Source organism: Alteromonas sp. DYW1, from assembly GCF_059752595.1.
In genome coordinates, this window is sequence record NZ_CM186038.1 from 3,647,283 (window position 1) to 3,668,073 (window position 20,791).

General features: G+C 47.0%; 23 protein-coding genes. 9 read left to right on the forward strand and 14 right to left on the reverse strand.

Annotation, left to right across the window (positions count from 1 at the left end):
- The first annotated feature begins 77 nt into the window (after positions 1 to 77).
- Positions 78 to 809 (forward strand): substrate-binding periplasmic protein, encoded by a 732-nt coding sequence (locus AC121Z_RS16600; protein WP_498125442.1) that lies wholly within the window; start codon positions 78 to 80, stop codon positions 807 to 809.
- Between the two features lie 28 nt (positions 810 to 837).
- On the opposite strand, the gene AC121Z_RS16605 is transcribed toward AC121Z_RS16600, so the two are convergent.
- From AC121Z_RS16605 to gmk, 11 genes are all read right to left on the reverse strand, one after another.
- Positions 838 to 2,019 carry a BaiN/RdsA family NAD(P)/FAD-dependent oxidoreductase gene (locus tag AC121Z_RS16605; RefSeq protein ID WP_498125443.1) on the reverse strand — a complete coding sequence of 394 codons (1,182 nt, stop codon included), beginning with the start codon at positions 2,017 to 2,019 and terminating at the stop codon, positions 838 to 840.
- A gap of 95 nt (positions 2,020 to 2,114) precedes the next feature.
- On the reverse strand, positions 2,115 to 2,588 hold the full coding sequence (locus tag AC121Z_RS16610; protein ID WP_498125444.1) for a peroxiredoxin: 474 nt from the start codon (positions 2,586 to 2,588) through the stop codon (positions 2,115 to 2,117).
- Positions 2,589 to 2,603: 15 nt separating this feature from the next.
- On the reverse strand, positions 2,604 to 3,410 hold the full coding sequence (locus tag AC121Z_RS16615) for a class I SAM-dependent methyltransferase (RefSeq protein WP_498125445.1): 807 nt from the start codon (positions 3,408 to 3,410) through the stop codon (positions 2,604 to 2,606).
- Positions 3,403 to 5,481 (reverse strand): ATP-dependent DNA helicase RecG, encoded by a 2,079-nt coding sequence (gene recG / locus AC121Z_RS16620; RefSeq protein ID WP_498125446.1) that lies wholly within the window; start codon positions 5,479 to 5,481, stop codon positions 3,403 to 3,405. The genes AC121Z_RS16615 and recG overlap by 8 nt, the downstream gene beginning before the upstream one ends.
- A 37-nt stretch (positions 5,482 to 5,518) precedes the next feature.
- Positions 5,519 to 6,145, reverse strand: coding sequence for a peroxiredoxin-like family protein (locus tag AC121Z_RS16625; RefSeq protein WP_498125447.1), 627 nt, complete (start codon positions 6,143 to 6,145; stop codon positions 5,519 to 5,521).
- A gap of 70 nt (positions 6,146 to 6,215) precedes the next feature.
- The gene (locus tag AC121Z_RS16630; protein ID WP_498125448.1) at positions 6,216 to 6,842 is read right to left on the reverse strand and encodes a peroxiredoxin-like family protein; all 627 of its coding nucleotides are present in this window, start codon (positions 6,840 to 6,842) and stop codon (positions 6,216 to 6,218) included.
- A gap of 73 nt (positions 6,843 to 6,915) precedes the next feature.
- On the reverse strand, positions 6,916 to 7,629 hold the full coding sequence (gene trmH, locus AC121Z_RS16635) for a tRNA (guanosine(18)-2'-O)-methyltransferase TrmH (protein WP_498128288.1): 714 nt from the start codon (positions 7,627 to 7,629) through the stop codon (positions 6,916 to 6,918).
- A gap of 10 nt (positions 7,630 to 7,639) precedes the next feature.
- The gene (locus AC121Z_RS16640; protein ID WP_498125449.1) at positions 7,640 to 8,026 is read right to left on the reverse strand and encodes a RidA family protein; all 387 of its coding nucleotides are present in this window, start codon (positions 8,024 to 8,026) and stop codon (positions 7,640 to 7,642) included.
- A 17-nt stretch (positions 8,027 to 8,043) separates the two neighbouring features.
- The gene (gene spoT, locus AC121Z_RS16645) at positions 8,044 to 10,161 is read right to left on the reverse strand and encodes a bifunctional GTP diphosphokinase/guanosine-3',5'-bis pyrophosphate 3'-pyrophosphohydrolase (protein ID WP_498125450.1); all 2,118 of its coding nucleotides are present in this window, start codon (positions 10,159 to 10,161) and stop codon (positions 8,044 to 8,046) included.
- Between the two features lie 111 nt (positions 10,162 to 10,272).
- Positions 10,273 to 10,542, reverse strand: a complete 270-nt coding sequence (gene rpoZ, locus AC121Z_RS16650; RefSeq protein WP_100643468.1) for a DNA-directed RNA polymerase subunit omega — start codon at positions 10,540 to 10,542, stop codon at positions 10,273 to 10,275.
- 75 nt (positions 10,543 to 10,617) lie between these two features.
- Positions 10,618 to 11,268: a guanylate kinase gene (gmk, locus tag AC121Z_RS16655; RefSeq protein ID WP_498125451.1), complete on the reverse strand. Its 651-nt coding sequence runs from the start codon at positions 11,266 to 11,268 to the stop codon at positions 10,618 to 10,620.
- Between the two features lie 143 nt (positions 11,269 to 11,411).
- On the opposite strand from gmk, the gene AC121Z_RS16660 reads away from it, so the two are divergent.
- On the forward strand, positions 11,412 to 12,080 hold the full coding sequence (locus tag AC121Z_RS16660; protein WP_498125452.1) for an alpha/beta hydrolase: 669 nt from the start codon (positions 11,412 to 11,414) through the stop codon (positions 12,078 to 12,080).
- Positions 12,081 to 12,121: 41 nt separating this feature from the next.
- On the opposite strand, the gene AC121Z_RS16665 is transcribed toward AC121Z_RS16660, so the two are convergent.
- Positions 12,122 to 12,349: a hypothetical protein gene (locus AC121Z_RS16665; protein ID WP_498125453.1), complete on the reverse strand. Its 228-nt coding sequence runs from the start codon at positions 12,347 to 12,349 to the stop codon at positions 12,122 to 12,124.
- A 207-nt stretch (positions 12,350 to 12,556) separates the two neighbouring features.
- Between AC121Z_RS16665 and AC121Z_RS16670 the strand changes: the two genes are divergently transcribed.
- The gene (locus tag AC121Z_RS16670; RefSeq protein WP_498125454.1) at positions 12,557 to 13,378 is read left to right on the forward strand and encodes a class I SAM-dependent methyltransferase; all 822 of its coding nucleotides are present in this window, start codon (positions 12,557 to 12,559) and stop codon (positions 13,376 to 13,378) included.
- Between the two features lie 221 nt (positions 13,379 to 13,599).
- On the opposite strand, the gene AC121Z_RS16675 is transcribed toward AC121Z_RS16670, so the two are convergent.
- Complete coding sequence (locus AC121Z_RS16675; RefSeq protein ID WP_498125455.1) at positions 13,600 to 14,859, reverse strand: APC family permease; 1,260 nt, start codon at positions 14,857 to 14,859, stop codon at positions 13,600 to 13,602.
- 206 nt (positions 14,860 to 15,065) lie between these two features.
- Between AC121Z_RS16675 and AC121Z_RS16680 the strand changes: the two genes are divergently transcribed.
- Entirely contained in the window at positions 15,066 to 15,251 is a 186-nt protein-coding gene (locus tag AC121Z_RS16680; RefSeq protein ID WP_498125456.1) for a hypothetical protein, read from the forward strand.
- A gap of 106 nt (positions 15,252 to 15,357) precedes the next feature.
- Here AC121Z_RS16680 and AC121Z_RS16685 read toward each other — a convergent pair whose 3' ends face one another.
- Positions 15,358 to 15,783, reverse strand: a complete 426-nt coding sequence (locus tag AC121Z_RS16685; protein WP_498125457.1) for a hypothetical protein — start codon at positions 15,781 to 15,783, stop codon at positions 15,358 to 15,360.
- A 194-nt stretch (positions 15,784 to 15,977) separates the two neighbouring features.
- Here AC121Z_RS16685 and AC121Z_RS16690 point away from each other — a divergent pair, with 194 nt between their 5' ends.
- The 5 genes from AC121Z_RS16690 (at position 15,978) to AC121Z_RS16710 (ending at position 20,760) form a co-directional block, all read left to right on the forward strand.
- A complete protein-coding gene (locus AC121Z_RS16690) occupies positions 15,978 to 16,433 on the forward strand; it encodes a YHS domain-containing (seleno)protein (RefSeq protein ID WP_498125458.1) in 456 nt (151 codons plus the stop codon).
- Positions 16,434 to 16,732: 299 nt separating this feature from the next.
- Positions 16,733 to 17,662, forward strand: a complete 930-nt coding sequence (gene hemC / locus AC121Z_RS16695; protein WP_498125459.1) for a hydroxymethylbilane synthase — start codon at positions 16,733 to 16,735, stop codon at positions 17,660 to 17,662.
- 9 nt (positions 17,663 to 17,671) lie between these two features.
- On the forward strand, positions 17,672 to 18,403 hold the full coding sequence (locus AC121Z_RS16700) for a uroporphyrinogen-III synthase (protein WP_498125460.1): 732 nt from the start codon (positions 17,672 to 17,674) through the stop codon (positions 18,401 to 18,403).
- A 3-nt stretch (positions 18,404 to 18,406) separates the two neighbouring features.
- Positions 18,407 to 19,600: a uroporphyrinogen-III C-methyltransferase gene (locus tag AC121Z_RS16705; protein ID WP_498125461.1), complete on the forward strand. Its 1,194-nt coding sequence runs from the start codon at positions 18,407 to 18,409 to the stop codon at positions 19,598 to 19,600.
- Positions 19,597 to 20,760 (forward strand): heme biosynthesis HemY N-terminal domain-containing protein, encoded by a 1,164-nt coding sequence (locus tag AC121Z_RS16710; RefSeq protein WP_498125462.1) that lies wholly within the window; start codon positions 19,597 to 19,599, stop codon positions 20,758 to 20,760. The genes AC121Z_RS16705 and AC121Z_RS16710 overlap by 4 nt, the downstream gene beginning before the upstream one ends.
- Positions 20,761 to 20,791: the final 31 nt, after the last annotated feature.

Below are 20,791 nucleotides of genomic sequence, written 5' to 3' on the forward strand. Positions count from 1 at the left end.
AGCCGTTTTTTACTACTTTTGGCGGCGTCGCTTCTATAATTAAATTATTACGAATGTAAATTCTGACGAGAAAACAGATGAAATGGGTATGCTTGTTGTTGTCGATCACCCAATCTGTAAGTGTTGAAGCGATTGAACTTACTGTAGCTTTTGGGCAAAGCAGGCCACCATATATAGACGAAATTCAAGGTGATGGCATTAGTCTTCGACTGTTCAATGAGGTAGCTAAACAATTGCAGTGGGAATTTACGCCGCTTTATGTATCAAACCAACGCATGTTGAAATTACTTTCTGATGGTGAGGTCGACATTGCCGTGGAAGTCCAAAATGACAATCCCAATATGTACTATTCCCAACCTTTCATTTCCTATTCTAATTATGCGTTTCATCACTCTAAATCAAGTTTCACTCTAGATAATATTAATGAACTTAAAACATATAGTATCTGCGCTTGGCAAAATTCACATCAGCATCTGAGCCTTCATAAATGGGCAGCCAGTAAAAGTGATTACTGGGAATATCCCGATCAAAAAAGGCAAGTTGTGGACTGGTTGAACAAAAGATGTGAAGTCATACTAATCGATGACACGCTGCTAGCCTGGCATTTGAAACAATTAAGCAACCGCATGAATAAAGAATTAAAATTACTTGAAATAGATATGTTTGTCGGAGTGCTATTACCGGTAAAGGAAAACCCACTGTGGTTTTATGTTGGTTTTACAAATAGAGATTTAAGAGATGCTTTCGATGAAAAATTAAACGTCCTAAAGCAAATTGGCCGTTACAATGACATTCGACAAAACTTTTAATTACCAAAAGTTAGGCTTAGGATAAACACTAAACATACTGTCCGGCAACCCAGCCACTCGACCAAGCCCATTGGAAGTTATAGCCGCCCAACCAACCGGTAACATCGACAACTTCACCAATGAAATACAAACCCTCAACATTTTTCGCTTGCATAGTTTTAGAGGATAGATAATTGGTATCTACGCCTCCTAACGTCACTTCTGCAGTGCGATATCCTTCGGTGCCATTGGGCTTCACTTGCCATTGATGGAACTGTTGGCATACGCTCGCTAATTGCTTTTCGGAGTATTGCTTCAGCGGCTTGTTTGCAATTCCGAAAAGGTTGAGGATCGTTTGCACAAAACGCTTGGGAAACCACTGAGTTAGCACCGTAGACAATAAAGAATCACTATTCTCTTTCTGCTTTTGCAACACTTGACTGGCAAAGTTCGTGCTTGGACTGATATCAAATGTGACTGTATCACCCGGCTCCCAGTAACTTGAAATTTGTAAAACAGAAGGCCCACTCAAACCGCGATGAGTGATCAACATGCTCTCATCAAAAGCCATGTCATTGCAGGACGCAATGGCTTTTATGGATACCCCACTGAGTTCGGCTAGCGTGTTTTTATCCTCTTCATGCAGAGTAAAGGGGACTAATGCTGCACGCACAGGGGTAATGGGAATACCAAACTGTTCAGCGATTTTATAACCCAATGGCGTTGCTCCGAGCTTTGGCATACTTAGGCCACCGGTGGCTACTACTAATGATTCTGTGTTGAATTGCCCCTGCGATGTACCGATAGAAAATCCGTCGTTTGTTTTCTCAATACCTGTGACCGTAGTACGATTATGAATAGTCACGTTAGCTTTGTTGCATTCGGATAACAGCATATCAACGATCTGTTTCGCTGAATCATCACAAAACAATTGCCCAAGCGTTTTCTCGTGATACGCAATACCATATTCACTCACCAGTGCAATAAAGTCCCACTGGGTATACTGACTCAGCGCTGATTTACAAAAATGCGGATTATTCGATAGAAAGTTTTCGGCACTTGCGTACATATTGGTAAAGTTGCAACGTCCACCACCCGACATCAGGATCTTTCCGCCCAGCCGTTTAACATGATCGACAACTAACACCCGACGTCCACGCTTGCCCGCTTGGGCGGCACAGAATAAACCAGCGGCCCCTGCGCCAATAATAACTACATCGAAATTGTCCAATGCTTGCAACTCAGGAAAAATTAAAACGAAATGATAGCAAAGATCAGGTAAGGAGGGTTAGCAACACCCCAATGAGTGTTGCTAGGTATGCTAACTTAAAGTGCGTTAAGCAATGTTTCTGCATCACTGACTTCAAAACGACCAGGATCTTCTACATTTAACGCCACGACTACACCGTCGTCCACCAGCATGCTGTAACGCATAGAGCGGATACCCCCAAAGGTATCGGTGTCCATATCCATCCCACAGGCTTGCGTGAAACTCGCGTTACCGTCAGCCACCATCAAAATATGTTCAGCATTTTGTGACTTGCCCCACGCGTCCATAACAAATGCGTCATTAACCGACAAACAAATAATGCTATCCACACCTTTCGCCTTAAACTGATCGGCTAACGCAACGAAGCCGGGTAAGTGAGCCGCAGAACATGTGGGCGTAAAAGCGCCAGGCACTGCGAAAAAAGCAACTTTTTTATTCGCAAATAAATCATTCGTATGCGGGTTTTTCATCTCGCCATTGTGCAAATAACTGAGGGTCTCTTCGGGTAAACGTGAACCAACTTCTAACATTGCGTTCTCCTGTCATTATGTAAGGTAAATATCAAAGCGATGCTTTTTACTGCTCATCGACAAATTTGGTTTTCGCTCCGCTAAAAAAGGTGCACTAGCTGGACGCTTCACCACTACACGCTTCTTAGCCAATGCCATTGCCGGCGCTAACAATGCATCAGCGTCTGGATCGACACCAAGTAGCTTTTGTAGTGCTTGCATTTCTTTTTTCACCAACGCCGATTTTTTGCGGTGAGGAAACATAGGATCTAAATAAATTGCATCAGGAACGGTCTTTTCCACCGGCCACTGTGATAACAATGCCACACTATCGCCACGTTGCAACATTAATCGTTGCTGCCAGTCTGCGGAAAGTGATGCCTGTTTTAACCTGGTTAATGCGTCATACAGCAGGGCCGCGACTATTGGAGAGCGTTCCAACATGGTCACGTGACAACCGGCGCTCGCCAGCACAAAGGCATCGGTACCCAGCCCCGCAGTCGCATCAACTACATGATAGTCAGCAGCGCCTTTGATCCCGATGGCCTTCACCAAAAGCTCGCTTTTGCCGCCACCTTTGGCTTGTCGATAGGCCAGTGCCGGCGATAAGAAATCAACACTAACATCAGACTGCTTAGGCTCTGACAAGTTACGCAGGGCGAGAGAGTCTGCTTTTACAACAAGGGCCAAGGTATCATCCGAGTGGCCTGCCAGATGCCAATTTTCATCGCCTAATACTTCTCTAAGATAAATTGTGAATAATTGTTCTTCTATCGTAAATGCATGATCAATAGGTAATTCTTTGATAACAGGAATACTATTCATTAAATTTTTATTAGGCATTGCCATAGTGCTCTTTATATTGCAGCCAACGGTTAATGATCGCTTGTGCGTAGCTGGGATAGCGTTGCCACAAGTCCTCCGCGAGGCTTTGCACTTGTGGGATCAATTCTGCATCGCGCACCAAGTCAGCAATTTTCATATCGGCGATGCCCGTTTGTTTTGTGCCCAATAATTCTCCGGGACCACGAATTTCTAAATCTTGCTGAGCGATATAAAACCCATCGTTGGATTCACGCATAACCGCTAAGCGCTTGCTCGCTGTTTTTGATAACGGACTTTGATACATCAAAACACAATGACTCTCGACCGCGCCGCGTCCAACCCGACCGCGCAACTGATGTAACTGCGCAAGTCCCAAGCGTTCCGGATTTTCAATGATCATCAGACTCGCATTGGGCACATCCACACCGACTTCGATCACAGTGGTCGCTACCAAGAGGTCCAAATCGCCTGCTTTGAACTGCGCCATAATCGCTTGCTTTTCAGGCCCCTTCAGGCGTCCGTGAACTAAGCCAACCCGTAGATCAGGCAATGCAGTAGTGAGCGCTATCGCAGTCTCTTCGGCAGCCTGACACTGCAATACTTCAGACTCATCAATCAATGTGCACACCCAATAGGCTTGGCGCTTTTGTTCAGCGCAGGCTTGGCGCACCCGCTCTACTACATCAATCCGTCGACTATCTGGCACAACCACCGTAGTCACTGGGGTCCTGCCCGGTGGGAGCTCATCGATGATGGAGGTATCTAAGTCAGCGTAAGCCGTCATTGCCAAGGTACGCGGGATCGGCGTTGCCGTCATGATCAACTGATGCGGATAGCGCCCTTGCGCCTCTCCTTTTTCACGTAATGCTAAGCGCTGATGCACCCCGAATCTATGTTGTTCGTCAACAATTACAAGGGCCAGATTTGTGTAGTTAACACTCTCCTGGAAGACCGCATGCGTGCCTACTAGCAAATCGATTTGCCCACGTTCAAGTAAGCTGAGTAATTCTGTCCGCGCTTTTCCTTTAAGCTTACCGCCAAGCCAACCTACTGTAATGCCTAATGGTTGTAACCAGCCATTGAGGTTACTTGCATGTTGTTCTGCCAAAAGCTCGGTAGGTGCCATCAGAACCACTTGGTAGCCCGCTTCAATTACGCTTAATGCAGCCAGAGCAGCAACGAGTGTTTTACCTGACCCAACATCACCTTGCACCAATCGCATCATTGGAGACGCCTGACTTAAGTCACGCTGAATGTCTTCCAGCACACGTGTTTGCGCGTTGGTTGGTGCAAATGGCAAGCGGGCAAGTAATCTCTGGCGCAGGTCAATACTGGGTGGGATTGCAAAGCCCGTCACCTGCTTAGCCTGTTTACGTAACTTCAACATGCTTAGGTGATGGGCAAGCAATTCCTCTAATGCCAAGCGCTGCTGGGCTGGGTGTTTGCCCTGTTCTAGCAAATCAGTAGCGATATCTGGTGAGGGCCTGTGTATTAGATGCAGAGCTTCTTCTAATGGCACTTGCTGTTGATACATACCCGGCGGGAGTAAATCTGGTAGAAACCCTTGTTTTAATTTCGCTAAGGCTTGATCGGTTAAATTGCGCAGAGTTATCTGTTTCACACCTTCTGTGGTTGGGTACACCGGCGTTAACGACTCTTCTACAGTGAGTTGGTCGGGATTATCGGTTAGCAATTTGAATTCTGGATGCATCATTTCGAGGCCGTGTTTGCCAGTGCGAACCTCACCGAAGCAACGCACCTTTTGGCCTTTGTCTAACATATTCTTTTGCGCTGCAGTAAAATGAAAAAAACGCAATGTTAGCGAACCGGTGCCATCATTTATGCGCGTCACTAACATGCGTTTACGCCCAAACTGCACCGCACTGGAGGTCACTTCGCCCGTAACACTCACGTGCAGAAAAGGCTGTAAATCAGCAATCGGGTAAATGCGAGTGCGGTCCTCATAGCGCGTGGGTAAGTGGAACAGTGCATCTTGGATAGTACGGATCCCCAGCTTATCCAGACGCTCGGCCACCTTTGCGCCGACACCTTTTAATTCAGTAACAGGACTATTTGCGGTTATTGTCATGCACCGCCACTTAAATTAACTGCGATCACTAAAATTCTTAACGCGATAATCGCGCGGCCTGATAGAGCAAGTGCGGATTGATGCGCTCTTGGTAGTTGGGATTAACATAGGCAAACTTTACCAAGCCTGTAGTATCAATGATATAGGCAGCAGGTACAGGCAAAACAACTTTATTCTCTCCTGCCAAGGTAACTACCTCAGCGCCCCGCTGACCACGGATAAACTCAACCATTTCATCATCCACATAATAGGCTAAGCCAAATGCGAGGGTTGCATTTAAGTTCATATCAGAAAGACGGGTAAGGGTAAAATCTTGCGTCACCTGTTGGGCTTGCAAACGTTCCGGACTATCCAGCGAGATCGCCAATATTTGATAACCCAGATCGAGGATCCGCTGCTCGACTTCGATTAAACCGGCTAGTTGGCGGCTGCAATAAGGGCACCAGCCACCACGATAAAAAATAACAACCGTTGGGCGCTTTTCAATGTAGCTATGCAACATTACGTTGCCACCAAACTCCGTCTTTAATTGCACATTGGGTGCGAACTGGCCGATTAATAACGGCTTTATATCGTCAGCATTTTTCGCTACCCGCAGCGTGTCATCTGCAACACTTAGCGGGCTTGCACCAAGCATTAAACACAACAGTAATATCAATCGCATGAACTGTGCTCATTACATTTGCATCGTGTAATAGTAAACAAAGATCACGCCGCATGCGTAGCAAATTTAGCTATTTTAATGCCTTCGCAACATTCAATAACAACTGTGCGGAAGGACGTACCCTGAAGTTGGGATTTACGTAACTAAACTGAATAATACCTTGGGTGTCGGCGATAAAAATTGCCGGAGCTGGCAATACGGAACGCTGGTTAGCATCTTCGGTCAACTCAATCCCCATGTCGTTTTGATAGCGATTGCTGGTTTGTGCATCGACGTAAAATCCAATCCCGAATGAACGAATAGTCTCCAGTGACTCATCAGATAACAGGGTTACAGCAAACTCGGTTGTCAGTTTTTGTTCTTGTAAGCGCGCCGGAGACTCAGGGGATATAGCCAAAACCTTATAGCCAAGGTTCACTAACTCCGCTTCTATATCTTTTAGCTCAGCCAACTGGCGATTACAGTAAGGACACCAACCACCACGGTAAAATAAGATAATGCTCGGCTTTTGCATAGCCAATGCAGCCAAGCTAACCGGCGATCCATCTGCAAGCTTTAAGGTTGTGTTGGGAATGGTTTGCCCATTCAAAAGGGGCGTAACACTGTCAGCTTGTTCAGCAACAACCGCTCTATCCAAAGCGGCAACGGGTAAGCTCAACCCCAGAAGAATAAACATTAAAAATAAATAACTGCGCATAAGATTTCTCTGCTAGATAAAAGTCACAGCATCAGACCTGCGCAGCCAGCTAATTATTTCAGGCAAAATGACCTTATTCGTCAGTCGCGGTTATATCCTGCATTGCCTGTTTTGATAATCTGAGCTGCTCCCACCAAGTGTCATCCGCAATGATTTCTCCATCCTCGTTTACGTGTGGATAGATAATGGACTTGTCTTTACAAAACTGACTCAAGCGTGGGAAGCCACCTTCGAACAAGACTCGTTGGCGCTCATCTTCAGGTAACCGAGATTCATTGTACATGCCAGCCACCTCTCGCTGACGCTGTGCTTCATAAAGTACCAGCGCCGCCGCGACCGATACATTCAACGACTGCACCATGCCAACCATGGGAATTATGATATCGGTATCCGCTAGCGCGATGGCTTCCGCTGTCGCACCGGTTTTCTCTTGGCCCATGATAATTGCCGTGGGCCGCGTATAGTCCACTTCACGAAAGTCGACGGCTTTAGTGCTCAAATTGGTTACCAAAATTTGCATACCTTGGGCTTTGAGATCAGAGACCGCATCATTAATCGTTGCATGACCGTGACTCTTAACCCACATATTACTGCCAACCGCAGTTCCCTTACGCACGGTATTTTTGTTATTCCATACACCATGGATTTGATGGATACCAACGGCATCGCAGCTACGCACAATCGCAGCCACGTTGTGTGGCTTATGCACTTCTTCAAGCAATACCGTTAGGTCAGGCTGACGTTTATTTAGTAATGCCCGGATTTTAGCATTACGCTCGGCTGACATTTTCATGGGATTATTCAGGCATCTCCATAACACCATCGATTTCGATTTGCGCGTCTTTGGGTAATTGCGCAACACCGATTGCAGCGCGTGCAGGATAAGGCTTGCTAAAATACTGACTCATGATTTCATTGACGGTCGCAAAATTGCTGAGGTCAGTCAGAAAGATATTCACTTTTGCCAGGTCTTGCAGCGTACCACCTGCGGCTTCACATACAGCGCTGAGATTCTTAAATACCTGATGGGCTTGTTCAGCAAAGTCTTCAGAAACCATGGCCATGGTTTCTGGTACTAATGGGATCTGACCAGAAAGATAAACCGTTGTACCTGCTTTAACAGCTTGGCTGTATGTGCCAATAGCTTGTGGCGCACGATCCGTTGAGATAATCGCTTTAGACATAATAATTCCTAATTAATTTATGCGGTTTGTCGGGTTTTCGTCTTGCTATGTCGAGACACACGCTGCACTTCGGGCATGGTTCTGATCTTACGCATAATACGCGCTAGATGGACTCGGTTGACGGTAGTCAATTGCAAGTCGATGTAGTAAATGTTGCTTTCTTTTTCTTCGGTTTGCAGACCGATAATGGTTGAGTCACAGCCCGCAATTGTATTTGTAAGCGTAGCCAAAGTCCCCTGATGGTTAAACAGTTCAATGCGCAGTGACGCTTTAAACTCGCCTTTTGCACCTTTTTCCCATTGCATCGGAAGGACCCGTTGCGGCTCTTCTTTGGTTAACTTGCGAATATTGGTACAGCCGGTTTGATGGATGACCATTCCTCGACCAGGGCTTAATATCGCTACAACCTCATCGTCAGGGATCGGATAGCAACATTGCGAGTAGTGCACCAACAAACCTTCAGAGCCTTTGATCGCAACGTCGCCCTTTTTCTCGGGGATATCAGTATTTTCACCCAATAAACGGCGCGCGACGATAGCCGAAAGTTCATTCCCCAAGCCAATATCCACCAATAAATCATCGAAGGTCTCGTGCTTAGTTTCAGCGACCACGCGGTCTTTATCCGCTTGTGGAATATCGTCTAATTTAATTGCACCCAGCGCGTGACGTAACAGGCGATTACCCATAGTCACGGCTTCCTGCGATTGCTGCTTACGTAAATACTGACGAATACGGGTGCGGGCACGCGCACTGACCACAAAGTTCAACCAGTTAGCATTGGGCTTGGCTCGTGGTGAAGTAATAATCTCGACCGTTTGGCCATTCTCTAAAGGCTTACTTAATGAATAATTGCGCCGCTCGACTCTTACGCCCACACAGGTGTTACCAATATCGGAATGCACTGCGTAGGCAAAATCAACCGCGGTAGAACCCGTGGGTAATTCGATAATCCGCCCATCCGGCGTGAATACATAAATCTCATCTGGAAATAAATCAGTTTTCACCGACTCAATAAACTCAAAAGATGAGCTCGCACTCTGTTGCAATTCCAGTAATGACTGCATCCATTTACGCGCTCGCAACTGCGCGGTGGTATCGGTATCTTCACCCTTGTATAACCAATGCGCCGCAACGCCCTTGTCAGCCATCTGGTCCATCTCATGGGTACGGATTTGGATTTCAACCGGGATCCCGTGTGGACCAATCAATGAGGTATGCAGTGACTGATAACCATTGGTGCGCGGGATTGCGATATAGTCTTTGAAGCGGTTTTCGATGGGCTTATATAAAGAGTGCATAGCGCCCAAAGAGCGATAACAATTGTCGACTGTGTCAACCACAATTCGAAACGCGTAGATGTCCATCACTTCATTGAACATCAGCTCTTTGTTTTTCATCTTGCGATAAATCGAATACAAGTGCTTTTCACGCCCAATCACAGAAGCTTCGATATGATGCTCTTCCAACCGGGTAACCAACTCAAGGCGGGTATTTTCAATGATAGTTTTACGATTGCCGCGAGCTTGCACAACAGCAGACTTTAGGGCCCGATGACGCATAGGATACATGGCTTGAAAGCCAAGATCTTCAAGCTCATTTTTCATGTCGTGAATACCCAAGCGATGTGCGATTGGCGCATAAATTTCGAGCGTTTCCAGAGCGATTCGTCGGCGCTTGTCTGGGCGTAACGATCCTAGGGTGCGCATATTATGGGTACGATCCGCTAACTTGATCAGGATGACGCGAATATCCTGCACCATCGCCATCATCATTTTACGGAAGTTTTCTGCTTGGGCTTCTTGTTTGTTACTGAATTGAATTTTGTCGAGCTTGCTCACGCCCTCAACCAAGTCAGCCACCACGGTACCGAACTGGTCTTCTAGTTGCTGTTTGCTAACGGGCGTATCTTCGATAACATCGTGCATCAGCGCGGCCATGATGGTTTCATGGTCCATGTGCATGTCTGCAAGAATCCCAGCGACAGCGACTGGGTGAGTAATATACGGATCGCCACTGGAGCGCATTTGCCCCTCATGGGCGTCCCGGGCAACTACAAATGAATCGCGCACCACAGCGATCTGCTCGGGTGGCAAATATTGCGCTATCTTATTTTGTAGTCCTTCGAATAAATACACAGTGTTTACGTTAAGCCAAACCTATTCAGTAGAATAAGGCCTTTAATTCAAATAACCAAATGAAAACGCCAGCAAAATGCTGGCGTTAGGCGATCTTTTAGTGTCTTTTTATTATTCAGACAGGATATTTGCCACTGAAGCAAATTCAACTTCGTCTTGATGCTGCTGATCACGCATTTCTTCCGCTTCGATACTTGCCGCAGTAACCAAACCTTGTTCGATTTCACGCAATGCCGTCACGGTTGGTTTATCGTTGCCCATATCCACTTGAGGTGTTTTACCTTCAGTAGCTAATTGACGTGCACGACGCGCAGCAACTAATACCAAATCAAAACGATTGCCGATTTGTTCTACGGCGTCTTCGACTGTAACGCGAGCCATGTCGTTCTCCGATTATGCGATTACTTTAAAAAAGGCCACGTAGTATAGCCTAAGCTTTGTACAGACGGTAGTCATTTATGCTAATAAAGCATCAATTAATGCTTTATTGCGCAGCTGTTGATTGACTAACCGTTCACGTTGAGCAAAAACCACAGATTCGAGGGCTTCTAGCGTAGTTTCAAAATCATCATTTATCAGCACATAATCGAACTCGTGGTAGTGACTCATTTCATCTTTGGCCTTTTGCATGCGCGCAGCGATCACTTCTTCACTGTCTTGCCCCCGCGAGGTTAGGCGTTCACGTAATACGTCCACGGATGGCGGTAAAATGAAGATCCCAACAGCATCTGGCAACTGCTTTTTCACCTGCCGCGCGCCCTGCCAATCAATATCAAGAAACACGTCTACGCCTTGCGCGAGCGTTTCCTCAATTACAACGCGCGAGGTACCGTAATAGTTACCAAATACCTCGGCCCATTCAAAAAACGCATCCTGCTTTATCAGGCCTTCAAACTCTTCGCGTGAGACAAAATGATAGTGTTCGCCATCATTCTCTCCGGGCCTTGGTTGACGGGTAGTATGTGAAACGGACACTTGCAACGCGCCATTATGCTCACGTACGGACCCCTCATGTTTAGTTAGTAGCGCTTTGATCAAACTGGATTTGCCTGCTCCTGACGGCGCTGACAGGATAAAGAGATTTCCAAGAAGTTGGGCCATAGACAATAAAAGACGTTAAAAATTGAGCAATATGCTCTGGTGAAAAATGCTGCTCCAATGGTAGCATAAGTATCACAAAAGCGTGATATACAAGCGTAGTTCACTGCGGCTGACAAACCATAACAAGAATACCAAGAAGGATTAGCAACATGACCGAAGCGCTACAATTTGTCGATGTTCCAGCTCCGGGAGAGCACACTGCTACGGTTATATGGCTGCACGGACTTGGCGATTCGGGTAATGGTTTCGCCCCTATAGTACCAGAGTTAAAGCTCCCTGCAGGCCACGGTATTCGCTTCATCTTTCCCCACGCGCCGGTGCGCCAGGTGACCATCAATAATGGGATGCCAATGCGTGCTTGGTATGACATTAAAAGTCTCGATTTCAATTCTCGCGCCGACATACAAGGCGTCGAAGAATCAGCAGCGCAGGTACAACAACTTATCGATGCCGAAGTGGCAGCGGGCATTCCAAGCTCCCGTATTATCATTGCTGGCTTCTCGCAGGGCGGCGTAATTGCTTTGCATCTAGCAACCCGAGGTAACACTACTTTTGCAGGTGTTATGGCCCTGAGCACCTACCTATGTGAAGCGGATCAACTCAGCAGCAAAAAAACTGACGCTAACACCAATACACCCATTCTATTTTGTCATGGCCAGCAAGATGAAGTTGTCCCCATGTTTCTTGGCCATACGGCCTATCAAGCGTTAAAAGCGAATAATTACAACGTGGAATGGAAAGAATACGTGATGCAACACAACGTGTGCATGCAAGAAGTTATTGATGTTTCAGGATGGCTGCAAGAAAGGCTGAAGTAACCTTTGCCGTCGAATGCAGAATATAAGCGAGCGCTCACTAACTATTGCCCACTTGTGCTTTTTGTGTCCTTAAGCTCCGCATTAAGGATCGCCTTGCGTTGGTGAATGGGCAGTAACTGTTGATTAAATTCACCGGGAGCCAAGGCCGTTTTTTCCGCCAAATTTGCTTCAGATAGGGAGTTGTCAACAATGGCACAGCCTGTCGTTCCAAAAAAAACACCAATAGCTACCAAAGCATACCATTTATTAGCGAGTTTCAACCGGGCCATTTAGCACTTCCTTTAAAACATTCATCTAACTATGAGATAACAACCGCGCACCAATAGTTCCATAGATGAGTCTAAGGGACGAAATCCATAATACATGAGCTGTTTTGACATTAAAATTAACCGAAACAGACGCTTTTACCGTATTGGATTGGATACCAGCGGTTACATCAACCAATTACTAGAGCAATAATAAACCATGGAGAAATTATGTTTAAATGTACCTTTACTCGCCTAACTCAGGCATTTGCCGCGAGCTGCGTGCTGTTAATGTCGTTGGGTAACTTGGCGTGGGCCGATAATCAGCTTGCAGCCGCCGTTAACGCCGCAGACCGTGCTGACGAAAGTGCTCGCGACCGGTTCAGAAACCCTAAAGAAACCCTCGAATTTTTTGGTATTAAACCGACGATGACAGTGGTTGAGTTAGCGCCAAGTGGTGGTTGGTATACGGAGATCCTTGGGCCGTACCTGGCCAAAGAAGGTCATTTAATCGCCGCTCACTTTAATATGGAACGCGAAAACGCGCCAAGCTACTACGCCCGAGCGATGGCGGCATATCAGGAACGTATTGCCGATACAGACCGCTTTGGTAAGATCACTATTTTACCGTTTGATCCACCAGCCAAGAGTAGTCTTGGCAACCCAGCCTCAGCAGATATGGTCGTATCTTTCCGCAGCGTCCATGGATGGAAGCGTGACGAGGTATTTGCGGATGTAGTTAAGTCGGTCTACGAAGTACTTAAACCTGGCGGCGTATTTGGTATCGTGGGTCACCGATTGCCGGAAGACGGTGATGACAGCGTTTTTACTGGTTACGTCAAACAAAGCTGGGTAATCGACGTTGCAGAAGCCAATGGCTTAACCTTTGTTGCAGCTTCAGAAGTCAACGCCAATCCCAAAGACACCGCTGACCATGCGAACGGAGTCTGGTCATTACCACCATCATTAAACGTCGACGACGAAGAACAAAAAGAGCGCAACCGTCAAATTGGTGAAAGCGACCGCTTTACCTTGAAGTTTGTTAAACAGTAAGCCGCTTGCAGTTTAAGACCCATAACTAGAGATGCTGCTTTTAATACAAGATTTTTTCTGAAAAGAGTCTTGGTAGTTAAGGATCGATTGCTTTAGCTAAGGCAATCGATCCTTATGAGTCGGCGGGGGTTTATTGGATTGTCCCGTTTCGATGTCAGCGTCATTCAACATATCTCGCAGGTACGCATCGCAATCAACTTATTCTTTGTGTTTGTGGGGTTTTAACGCTTGCGCGCAACAAAGAACAGCACGGTTCCTGCCACCGCAAAGCCACCCAAGATTTGCCATTGATTTGCGTTTGTTTGCAGCGTTAACCAAATACTCAATACCAAAGCAATGGGAATTGTTAGCAGAATAGTTGGATTAAATAAGGGTAAACCCGCTTGAGCTCGCAATTTGGGTAAAGCAATAATAGAACCAATGTAAGCCAACAAACGCGCCAGCGTACTGACCGCCGCGAGCGCTAAAAAGTCATCCCACAATGAGAAAAAGACTGCGCCCAATCCGAAAAATATAATTGAGTTTGCTGGCGTTCCCCAGCGTGAAGCTTTTCCAAACCAGTTGGGTAACAGCCCATCCTCCGCCAGCGCCGCCGGCATGCGACTCGCCGAGGTATGCCCAGCGGTAAGGTTCGCTAACACGCTAACCACTATCGTTGCAGCAATTAACCATGCGCCAATATCGCCACCGTATTCCCGTGCAAGCGCGGTAAGAGGTGCGGCTGGTGCTGTACCGGCGATTGCACTGTGGGTATAGGCCCATTGCAAGCCGAAATAAATCATCGTGACGATGGCGATTCCTAAAAGCAGAGCACGTGGCATGGCATGCTTAGGGTTTTTGGTTTCTCCAGCCGGTACGGTAGCATTCTCAAATCCGACAAAAGCATACAGTGCGGCGAGAGCGATACCTTCTACTGCCGAGAACTGTGGTAGAGATACTGCGCCGGGACTTGTGGCAGCTCCCACCCCAACCACCAAGAGGATAAGCAAAGGAAATAATTTCAAAAAAGTCATTGCTCCGAGCACCGCAACAACGCGCTTAATGCCGATAACATTGACTAAGGTTATGCCACCGAGAATTGCAATAATTAGAATCACTTTTGCCGCTCCCTGCCCAACCGCAGGCCAAAGAGCTGCGGCATAGGCAACGAGCACCAGTACATTTGCGCCTTGACTGATCAAGCGTGCAGAAAAGAATGTCCAACCAACCACAAACCCAGGGTAAGCACCAAAAGCATCGCCAACGTAACGCTGCGGACCGCCGGAACGGTCGGTGAGTTTGGTCAATTCAGCAAAGCAAATGACTATTGCGAGTACTAAGATCCCTCCTAGCAATAATAGCCACGGCGAGAAACTTCCTACCGCTACATGCAAAGCCTCGGGTAGCCCAAAGATACCGGCACCTATCAAACCATTAACAACAATAAAAAGGACACCCAAGGTTCCCATATCGCGGCGGTATTTTGTTGTGATATTTGACACTGTTACTTGGAGACCCTTATCTGTTGATGGCGATAACAGTCTGCATCTTCGCAAACCCTGACTGTATCACTGGCTTTTAATTTGATGTCTGATTTATAGCATCACAGAATATCATTGATTAAGCTAGCTTTGTGTAACAAGCCAATCTGGCAAGGATTTTGATAAGTAATACTCAACTAAACGCAAGTTACGGAAAATTGACACTTATGAGATTACCTACAAAAAGCCTTATTGCTAAAATCGAAACGTTATCAGCACAAATGAATCCAGAGCAACTTAGGGATTTCCTCGATGTCCTGGATTCCATGGCAATTATGGTAGAGGACGCCAAAGCCATGGGAAAAACCGAAGCGAATAGGCAATCGAGCAGATATACCTTGGCATTACATTAATTTGCTTAGCGTATATCACCCAAGCAGCGATATCACGCTACCGGTCATCACTACTACCCAATTGCGTGTTTATACGCTCGATCGCTGCGCTCCCGTTGTGCAAAATCTACAGACCAAACGGGGTTGCCAGAACAAAGAACAGCACGGCCACACTCGCGATGGCCGTAGTAATGAAACCACTTTTACGCGAGCGCAGCCAACCCGACAAGCCAATGCTTACCAGTAGGGAGAGGAAACCTAATCCGTACCCCAACAACATTCCCGTCCATAGCGTTTTGATAACGCCAGATTCGACTTGAAATGGTATTTCCGGGTGCAGCAGGATCGTTAATCGCCACGCAGCCACAACCGCCACCAACAGACTACAGGCAGCTAAAGCTGAGCTAGAAACAATCCAGCTCACGGATTTTTTCGGTGACATAAACACCACAATGGTGACCAATATAGTGGCGGATATGCCGCCTAAAAAGGCGCTCACAAAGGACAGTTGCTCTGCTACCGCGAGGATATATGCGGGATTTAATTCTTGCATGTGAGGTTTTTAGCGTCCGTGCAGATGGAGTGTTGTCAGACTAGCAAATGAGCACTCAATTAACCAGCATGCTCTGCAGTGCAATCTCATGCGCTAGCTACACCAAATGTCAGCAGCGCATAATTCATCATCGATTGAAAGTTTTTCTTTTGTCCTCCGGTTTTATTGCTTAGTAAATCACGACGGAAAAACTTATGTTTACACTCACTCATTGGCTGCGCTCAGTTACACTCCTAATCATCTTCATTAGCACTAATGCACTGGCAGACGCTCCCATCGAAACCGGCACTTTCAATAATAAAGCCATCTATGGCTACGATACGGTTGCCTATTTTACCCAAAACGCTGCCGTTAAAGGCAGTGAAGATTACACCACTAGTTGGCGTGGTGCGGATTGGTATTTCTCATCACAACAGCATTTGGAGCTGTTTGTTGCTGACCCAGAAAAATATGCACCGCAGTATGGCGGTTACTGTGCTTATGCCATGTCCGATGGCCGCCTGGTCGGGGTGGATGAAGAAGCATTCACTATCCTAGACGGTAAGCTTTACTTAAATTACAGTAAAAGTGTGATGCGGGAATGGCGTGCAGATACCGCTACCTACATTCCACAGGCTGACGCGTGGTATCCGAAAAAAGTAGAGCTTTAATTGCGTCTGCCGCCTTGCAAATTTTGCAGCAGGCTGCGTATGGGCAGCCTAGCGGGTACTAATGCCAAATAGCTCCTAGAATTACTCGAATGACTCTATCAATCCCATTTTCATTACTGAACATAAAATACCTCCCAAGGTTTTTCGTAATGTAGAAAAATCGCAAATGCTTCTCCTTGATGCTGATCAACAACGAGGGAAATACAGCTAATCAAAATTCCATCATCACAGCAGGTGATGATGTGCGAATCAATCAATTCAGTTACACTATTTAAAATTTGTTTAGTGTATTTTCTATTGTGACAACAGACAGAACTATTCGTATTGCAACGCGCAAAAGTGCGTTGGCCCTATGGCAAGCAGAATTCGTTAAAGCGCAACTTGAACATCACCATGCAGGTATTCAAGTCGAACTCGTGCCAATGTCCACGCAAGGTGACCGAATTTTGGATACTCCCCTCGCCAAAATTGGTGGTAAAGGCTTGTTTATCAAAGAACTCGAAATTGCCATGCAAGAAGGACGCGCAGATATTGCCGTGCACTCAATGAAAGATGTCCCAGTAGCCTTCCCTGAGGGCTTTGGTTTATATGCAATCTGTGAGCGCGAGAATCCTTTTGATGCGTTTGTCTCCAATCAATATGAGAGTCTAGCCGCCTTGCCGCAGGGCGCGGTTGTGGGCACTTCAAGTTTGCGTCGTCAAAGTCAGTTGCGATTCCATCGGCCTGATTTACTGATCAAAGATTTGCGTGGCAACGTTAATACACGTTTAAGTAAATTGGATGCTGGGCAATATGACGCCATCATACTCGCAGCGGCAGGTTTAATCCGGCTGAATATGCAAGAACGGATCCGCGCGACATTACCGGCGTCTCTCTCATTGCCTGCAGTAGGTCAAGGCGCGGTGGGTATTGAATGCCGCACTGATGACACTGAGTTACGAGATTTACTAAAACCACTTCAGCATTCGCCAACGTATTATCGGGTAACGGCAGAGCGCGCGATGAACGCGCGACTAGAGGGCGGCTGCCAAGTACCCATTGGCAGCTTTGCTGAAATCAATGCTGATACATTAACCTTGCGTGGCCTAGTAGCCAGCCCGGATGGTACACAGCGCTTCACCGCCGAGGCTATTGGCACATTTAGCGACGCTGCCGCCATTGGCGAGCGCGTTGCGGAAGACCTTTTGCGTCAAGGTGCTGGCACAATACTCGCGGCATTGAGTCACTGAGGAGTTCACGTGATCCTATTGGTAAGGCCATTACAAGCACTGTCTGCAAGTCTAGAGGCGTTCCAACAGGCCCAACTGCAAGAACCAGTAAGCGGCCTTGCGTTGCAAGAAATAATCATTGATGAAAGCGGTTTGTTAGCGCTCACAAACATCATAAAAAGTACCGAAAAACCGCCGCAAATTATGATCATTACAAGTCAGTACGCGGCTGCAATGGTGGTAAAGGCATTCCGACACAGCCATTCCGATCATCTTCCTCCAACATTAATTACGATTGGACAAAAAACCAAAACGGCGATGGAGGAATATGCTGATTTTTGTCTACTCCCAAACGAACAGACGTCAGAAGGGGTGTTAGCCATGTCTTGCCTCGCTGATGTTGCACATAAGTCAATTATTATCGTCAAAGGTCAAGGCGGCAGAAAAAACCTCTATTCGGCGTTAACACAGCGCGGAGCATGGGTCACCGAGCAGGCGGTATATCAGCGCGAGTTTCTTCCCGTGAACACGTCTATGCTCCAAACCATCAATACTGCAAGCACAATAGTGGTTACAAATGGTGAATCGGTTGCTGTGTTACTCGAGCATATTGACGCAAAAATAAAGCCAACGATTAATTGGATAGTACCCAGTCAACGGATCGCTAATTTGATTCTGCAACATGGTCTACAATCTGTGTATATAAGCGCTGGCGCGAGCGACGCAGCGTTGTTAAAGTGTCTTCATCAAATCATGGAGTAATGCATGGCAGATCCGGATTCAACAGTCTCCTCAACAGCCCTAACGTCGAACGCGCCGAATGACAGTCAGCGCGAGGATGCAGGCTCTGACAAAGTTAAGCAGGACACTTCACACCCACAAGGACGCAATAGTTCAGGGGGCCTGTGGTTTTTTCTCGGCTTAAACTGGCTAATATTACTTGCCGCGCTTGGCGCAGGCGGCTGGTATTATTGGACAGAACTGCGCGAGGGCGACGCGCAAGTCCAACAGAATCAAACGGCATTAGCCCAGCAACAAGCCCTAGTAACTCAAGTAAGCGCTGGTCAAAAAGCCAATGCCAATGCCTTGAATGCACTCATTGCAGACCAAGATAAGCAAAATCAAGCCACTGCAGCTACTGTGGCGCAATTGCGCGATAACAATGCATTGCTGCAAGCCCAAATTAGCCAATTACAAGCACAGTTGGATGAAGTCGGCGGGCGTCGCCCCTCAGACTGGCTTTTGGCAGAGGCTGATTATTTAGTACGTATGGCGGGCCGCAAGCTCTGGTTAGAAGGAGACATTCGTAGCGCACTTATGATGTTGAGTGCAGCTGATACACGACTTGCGGATTTGGGAGACCCGTCACTGCTGCCACTGCGTCAGTTGTTGGCTGAAGACATACAAACATTGCAACAGATTAATCCCGTGTCGCTCACATCAGTGGCGTTGTCACTATCAGGGATGTTACCGCTGATTGAACAACTGCCTGTAGATGCACTAAAACTGCCTGAACCAACCGCTGGGCAAGAATTAGAACCACTGACAGATTCTGTCGCAGACTGGTGGCAAAACTTGCGACGCACCATGCGCGCAATGATGGACGATTTTGTTAGCGTGAAGCACCGCGATCAACCGGTTGAACCTCTCATGTCTGAAAAAATACAGTGGTTATTGAAAGAGCAACTGAGTCTGACGCTTCTGCAAGCCAAATCAGCGGCGATGAATGCAGAGGCCACCCTGTATCAGCAATCGTTGCAACGCGCCATGTCGATCGTAATCGAGGATTTCGATTTGGATAACACCGCAGTGCAACAATTTACCCATGCACTACAGAATTTACTGGAAACTGATATTAGCAAACCGTTACCGCAACAATTTAAGGTGCAGCAACCGCTGGAAGACCGACTGAACGACCGCATAAATGCAGCGTTTAGAGTTGGAGACCAAGCACTATGACACGATTGATCATGCTAATCGCGTTATTCCTATTCTTAATGGTTGCTATGATCGCTGGGCCATCACTGGCGGGGGAAAAGGGTTACGTGCTGATTGCAATGGGTAACTACACGATTGAGCTTAGCGTTGTCGCTTTAGGTTTTATTTTGTTGGCTGCAGTAGTGGGTTTTCTAGCCATTGAATGGGCGATTAAGCGTCTGTTTAGATTGCTTTCAGGCTCATCAGTATGGCTGGGTGGCTGGAGTCAGCGGCGTCTTAACAAAGCTTATTTTAAGGGGATCACTGCGTATTTTGAGGGTGATTTGGTGCGCGCAAACCGTTGGTTATCGCGCACTGAAGAAGGCGATTTTGATGGCGTAAACTTACTTGCTGCTGGACAAGTCGCCGCCGAACTAGGTGATCATGAGCGCGCGGAAAAACTCTGGCAAAAAGCCGCCGATCAAAGCAGCGCTGACTATGCTGCCAAGATTTGTGTGGCCAAGAATCATCTCACCCACAACCGCTTAACTGAAGCGTTGGCGGTCATTGAGGCTATGGATGAAAAAGAGCAACAGCGAGTGTCCAGTGTGCGCTTGTGGATACGCATATTAGCTCAAATGGGGCGCTGGAAAGATATCCAAGCGCACTTATCTGACTGGCGCAAACCGCTTGGCGACGATTATGCAGATTGGGCTCAACGGGCTGCAAAAGGAGAATTTGCCGAAATTGCCAGCAAATCGGGGGCTAACCAATTAATTCAGCATTGGCATCAGTTGCCCCGCAGTGTGCGCCGTGATCGAGCCAAGCAAGCCGCTTATGTCCAGCAATTACTTGACCAAGGAATGCATCATGATGCGCAAAAGCACTTGGTGGAATGGCAGTCAGAAAAGCCCGTTGACGCCTTACTGCCGTTAATGCAACAACTGCAATTACCGAACCCTGCGCCAAGTATTAAATTGTTAGAGCACTGGCTGAAGAAAGATGAAAACAACGTGGATTACTTAACCACGCTGGGATCCATCGCCTATAACTGTGGCAATGATATTCTGGCGGAAAAAGCGCTGCAAAAGGCGATTAAGTTAGCCCCCAATCAAGAGCGGCTGCGCCTGCTGGCACAGATCAGTGAGCGTAAGCAGGATAATGTCAAAGCACTCGCGTTGTATAAACAAAGCATTGAGTAGCTGTCGAATTTATTTAGCCACTAGATTAGTC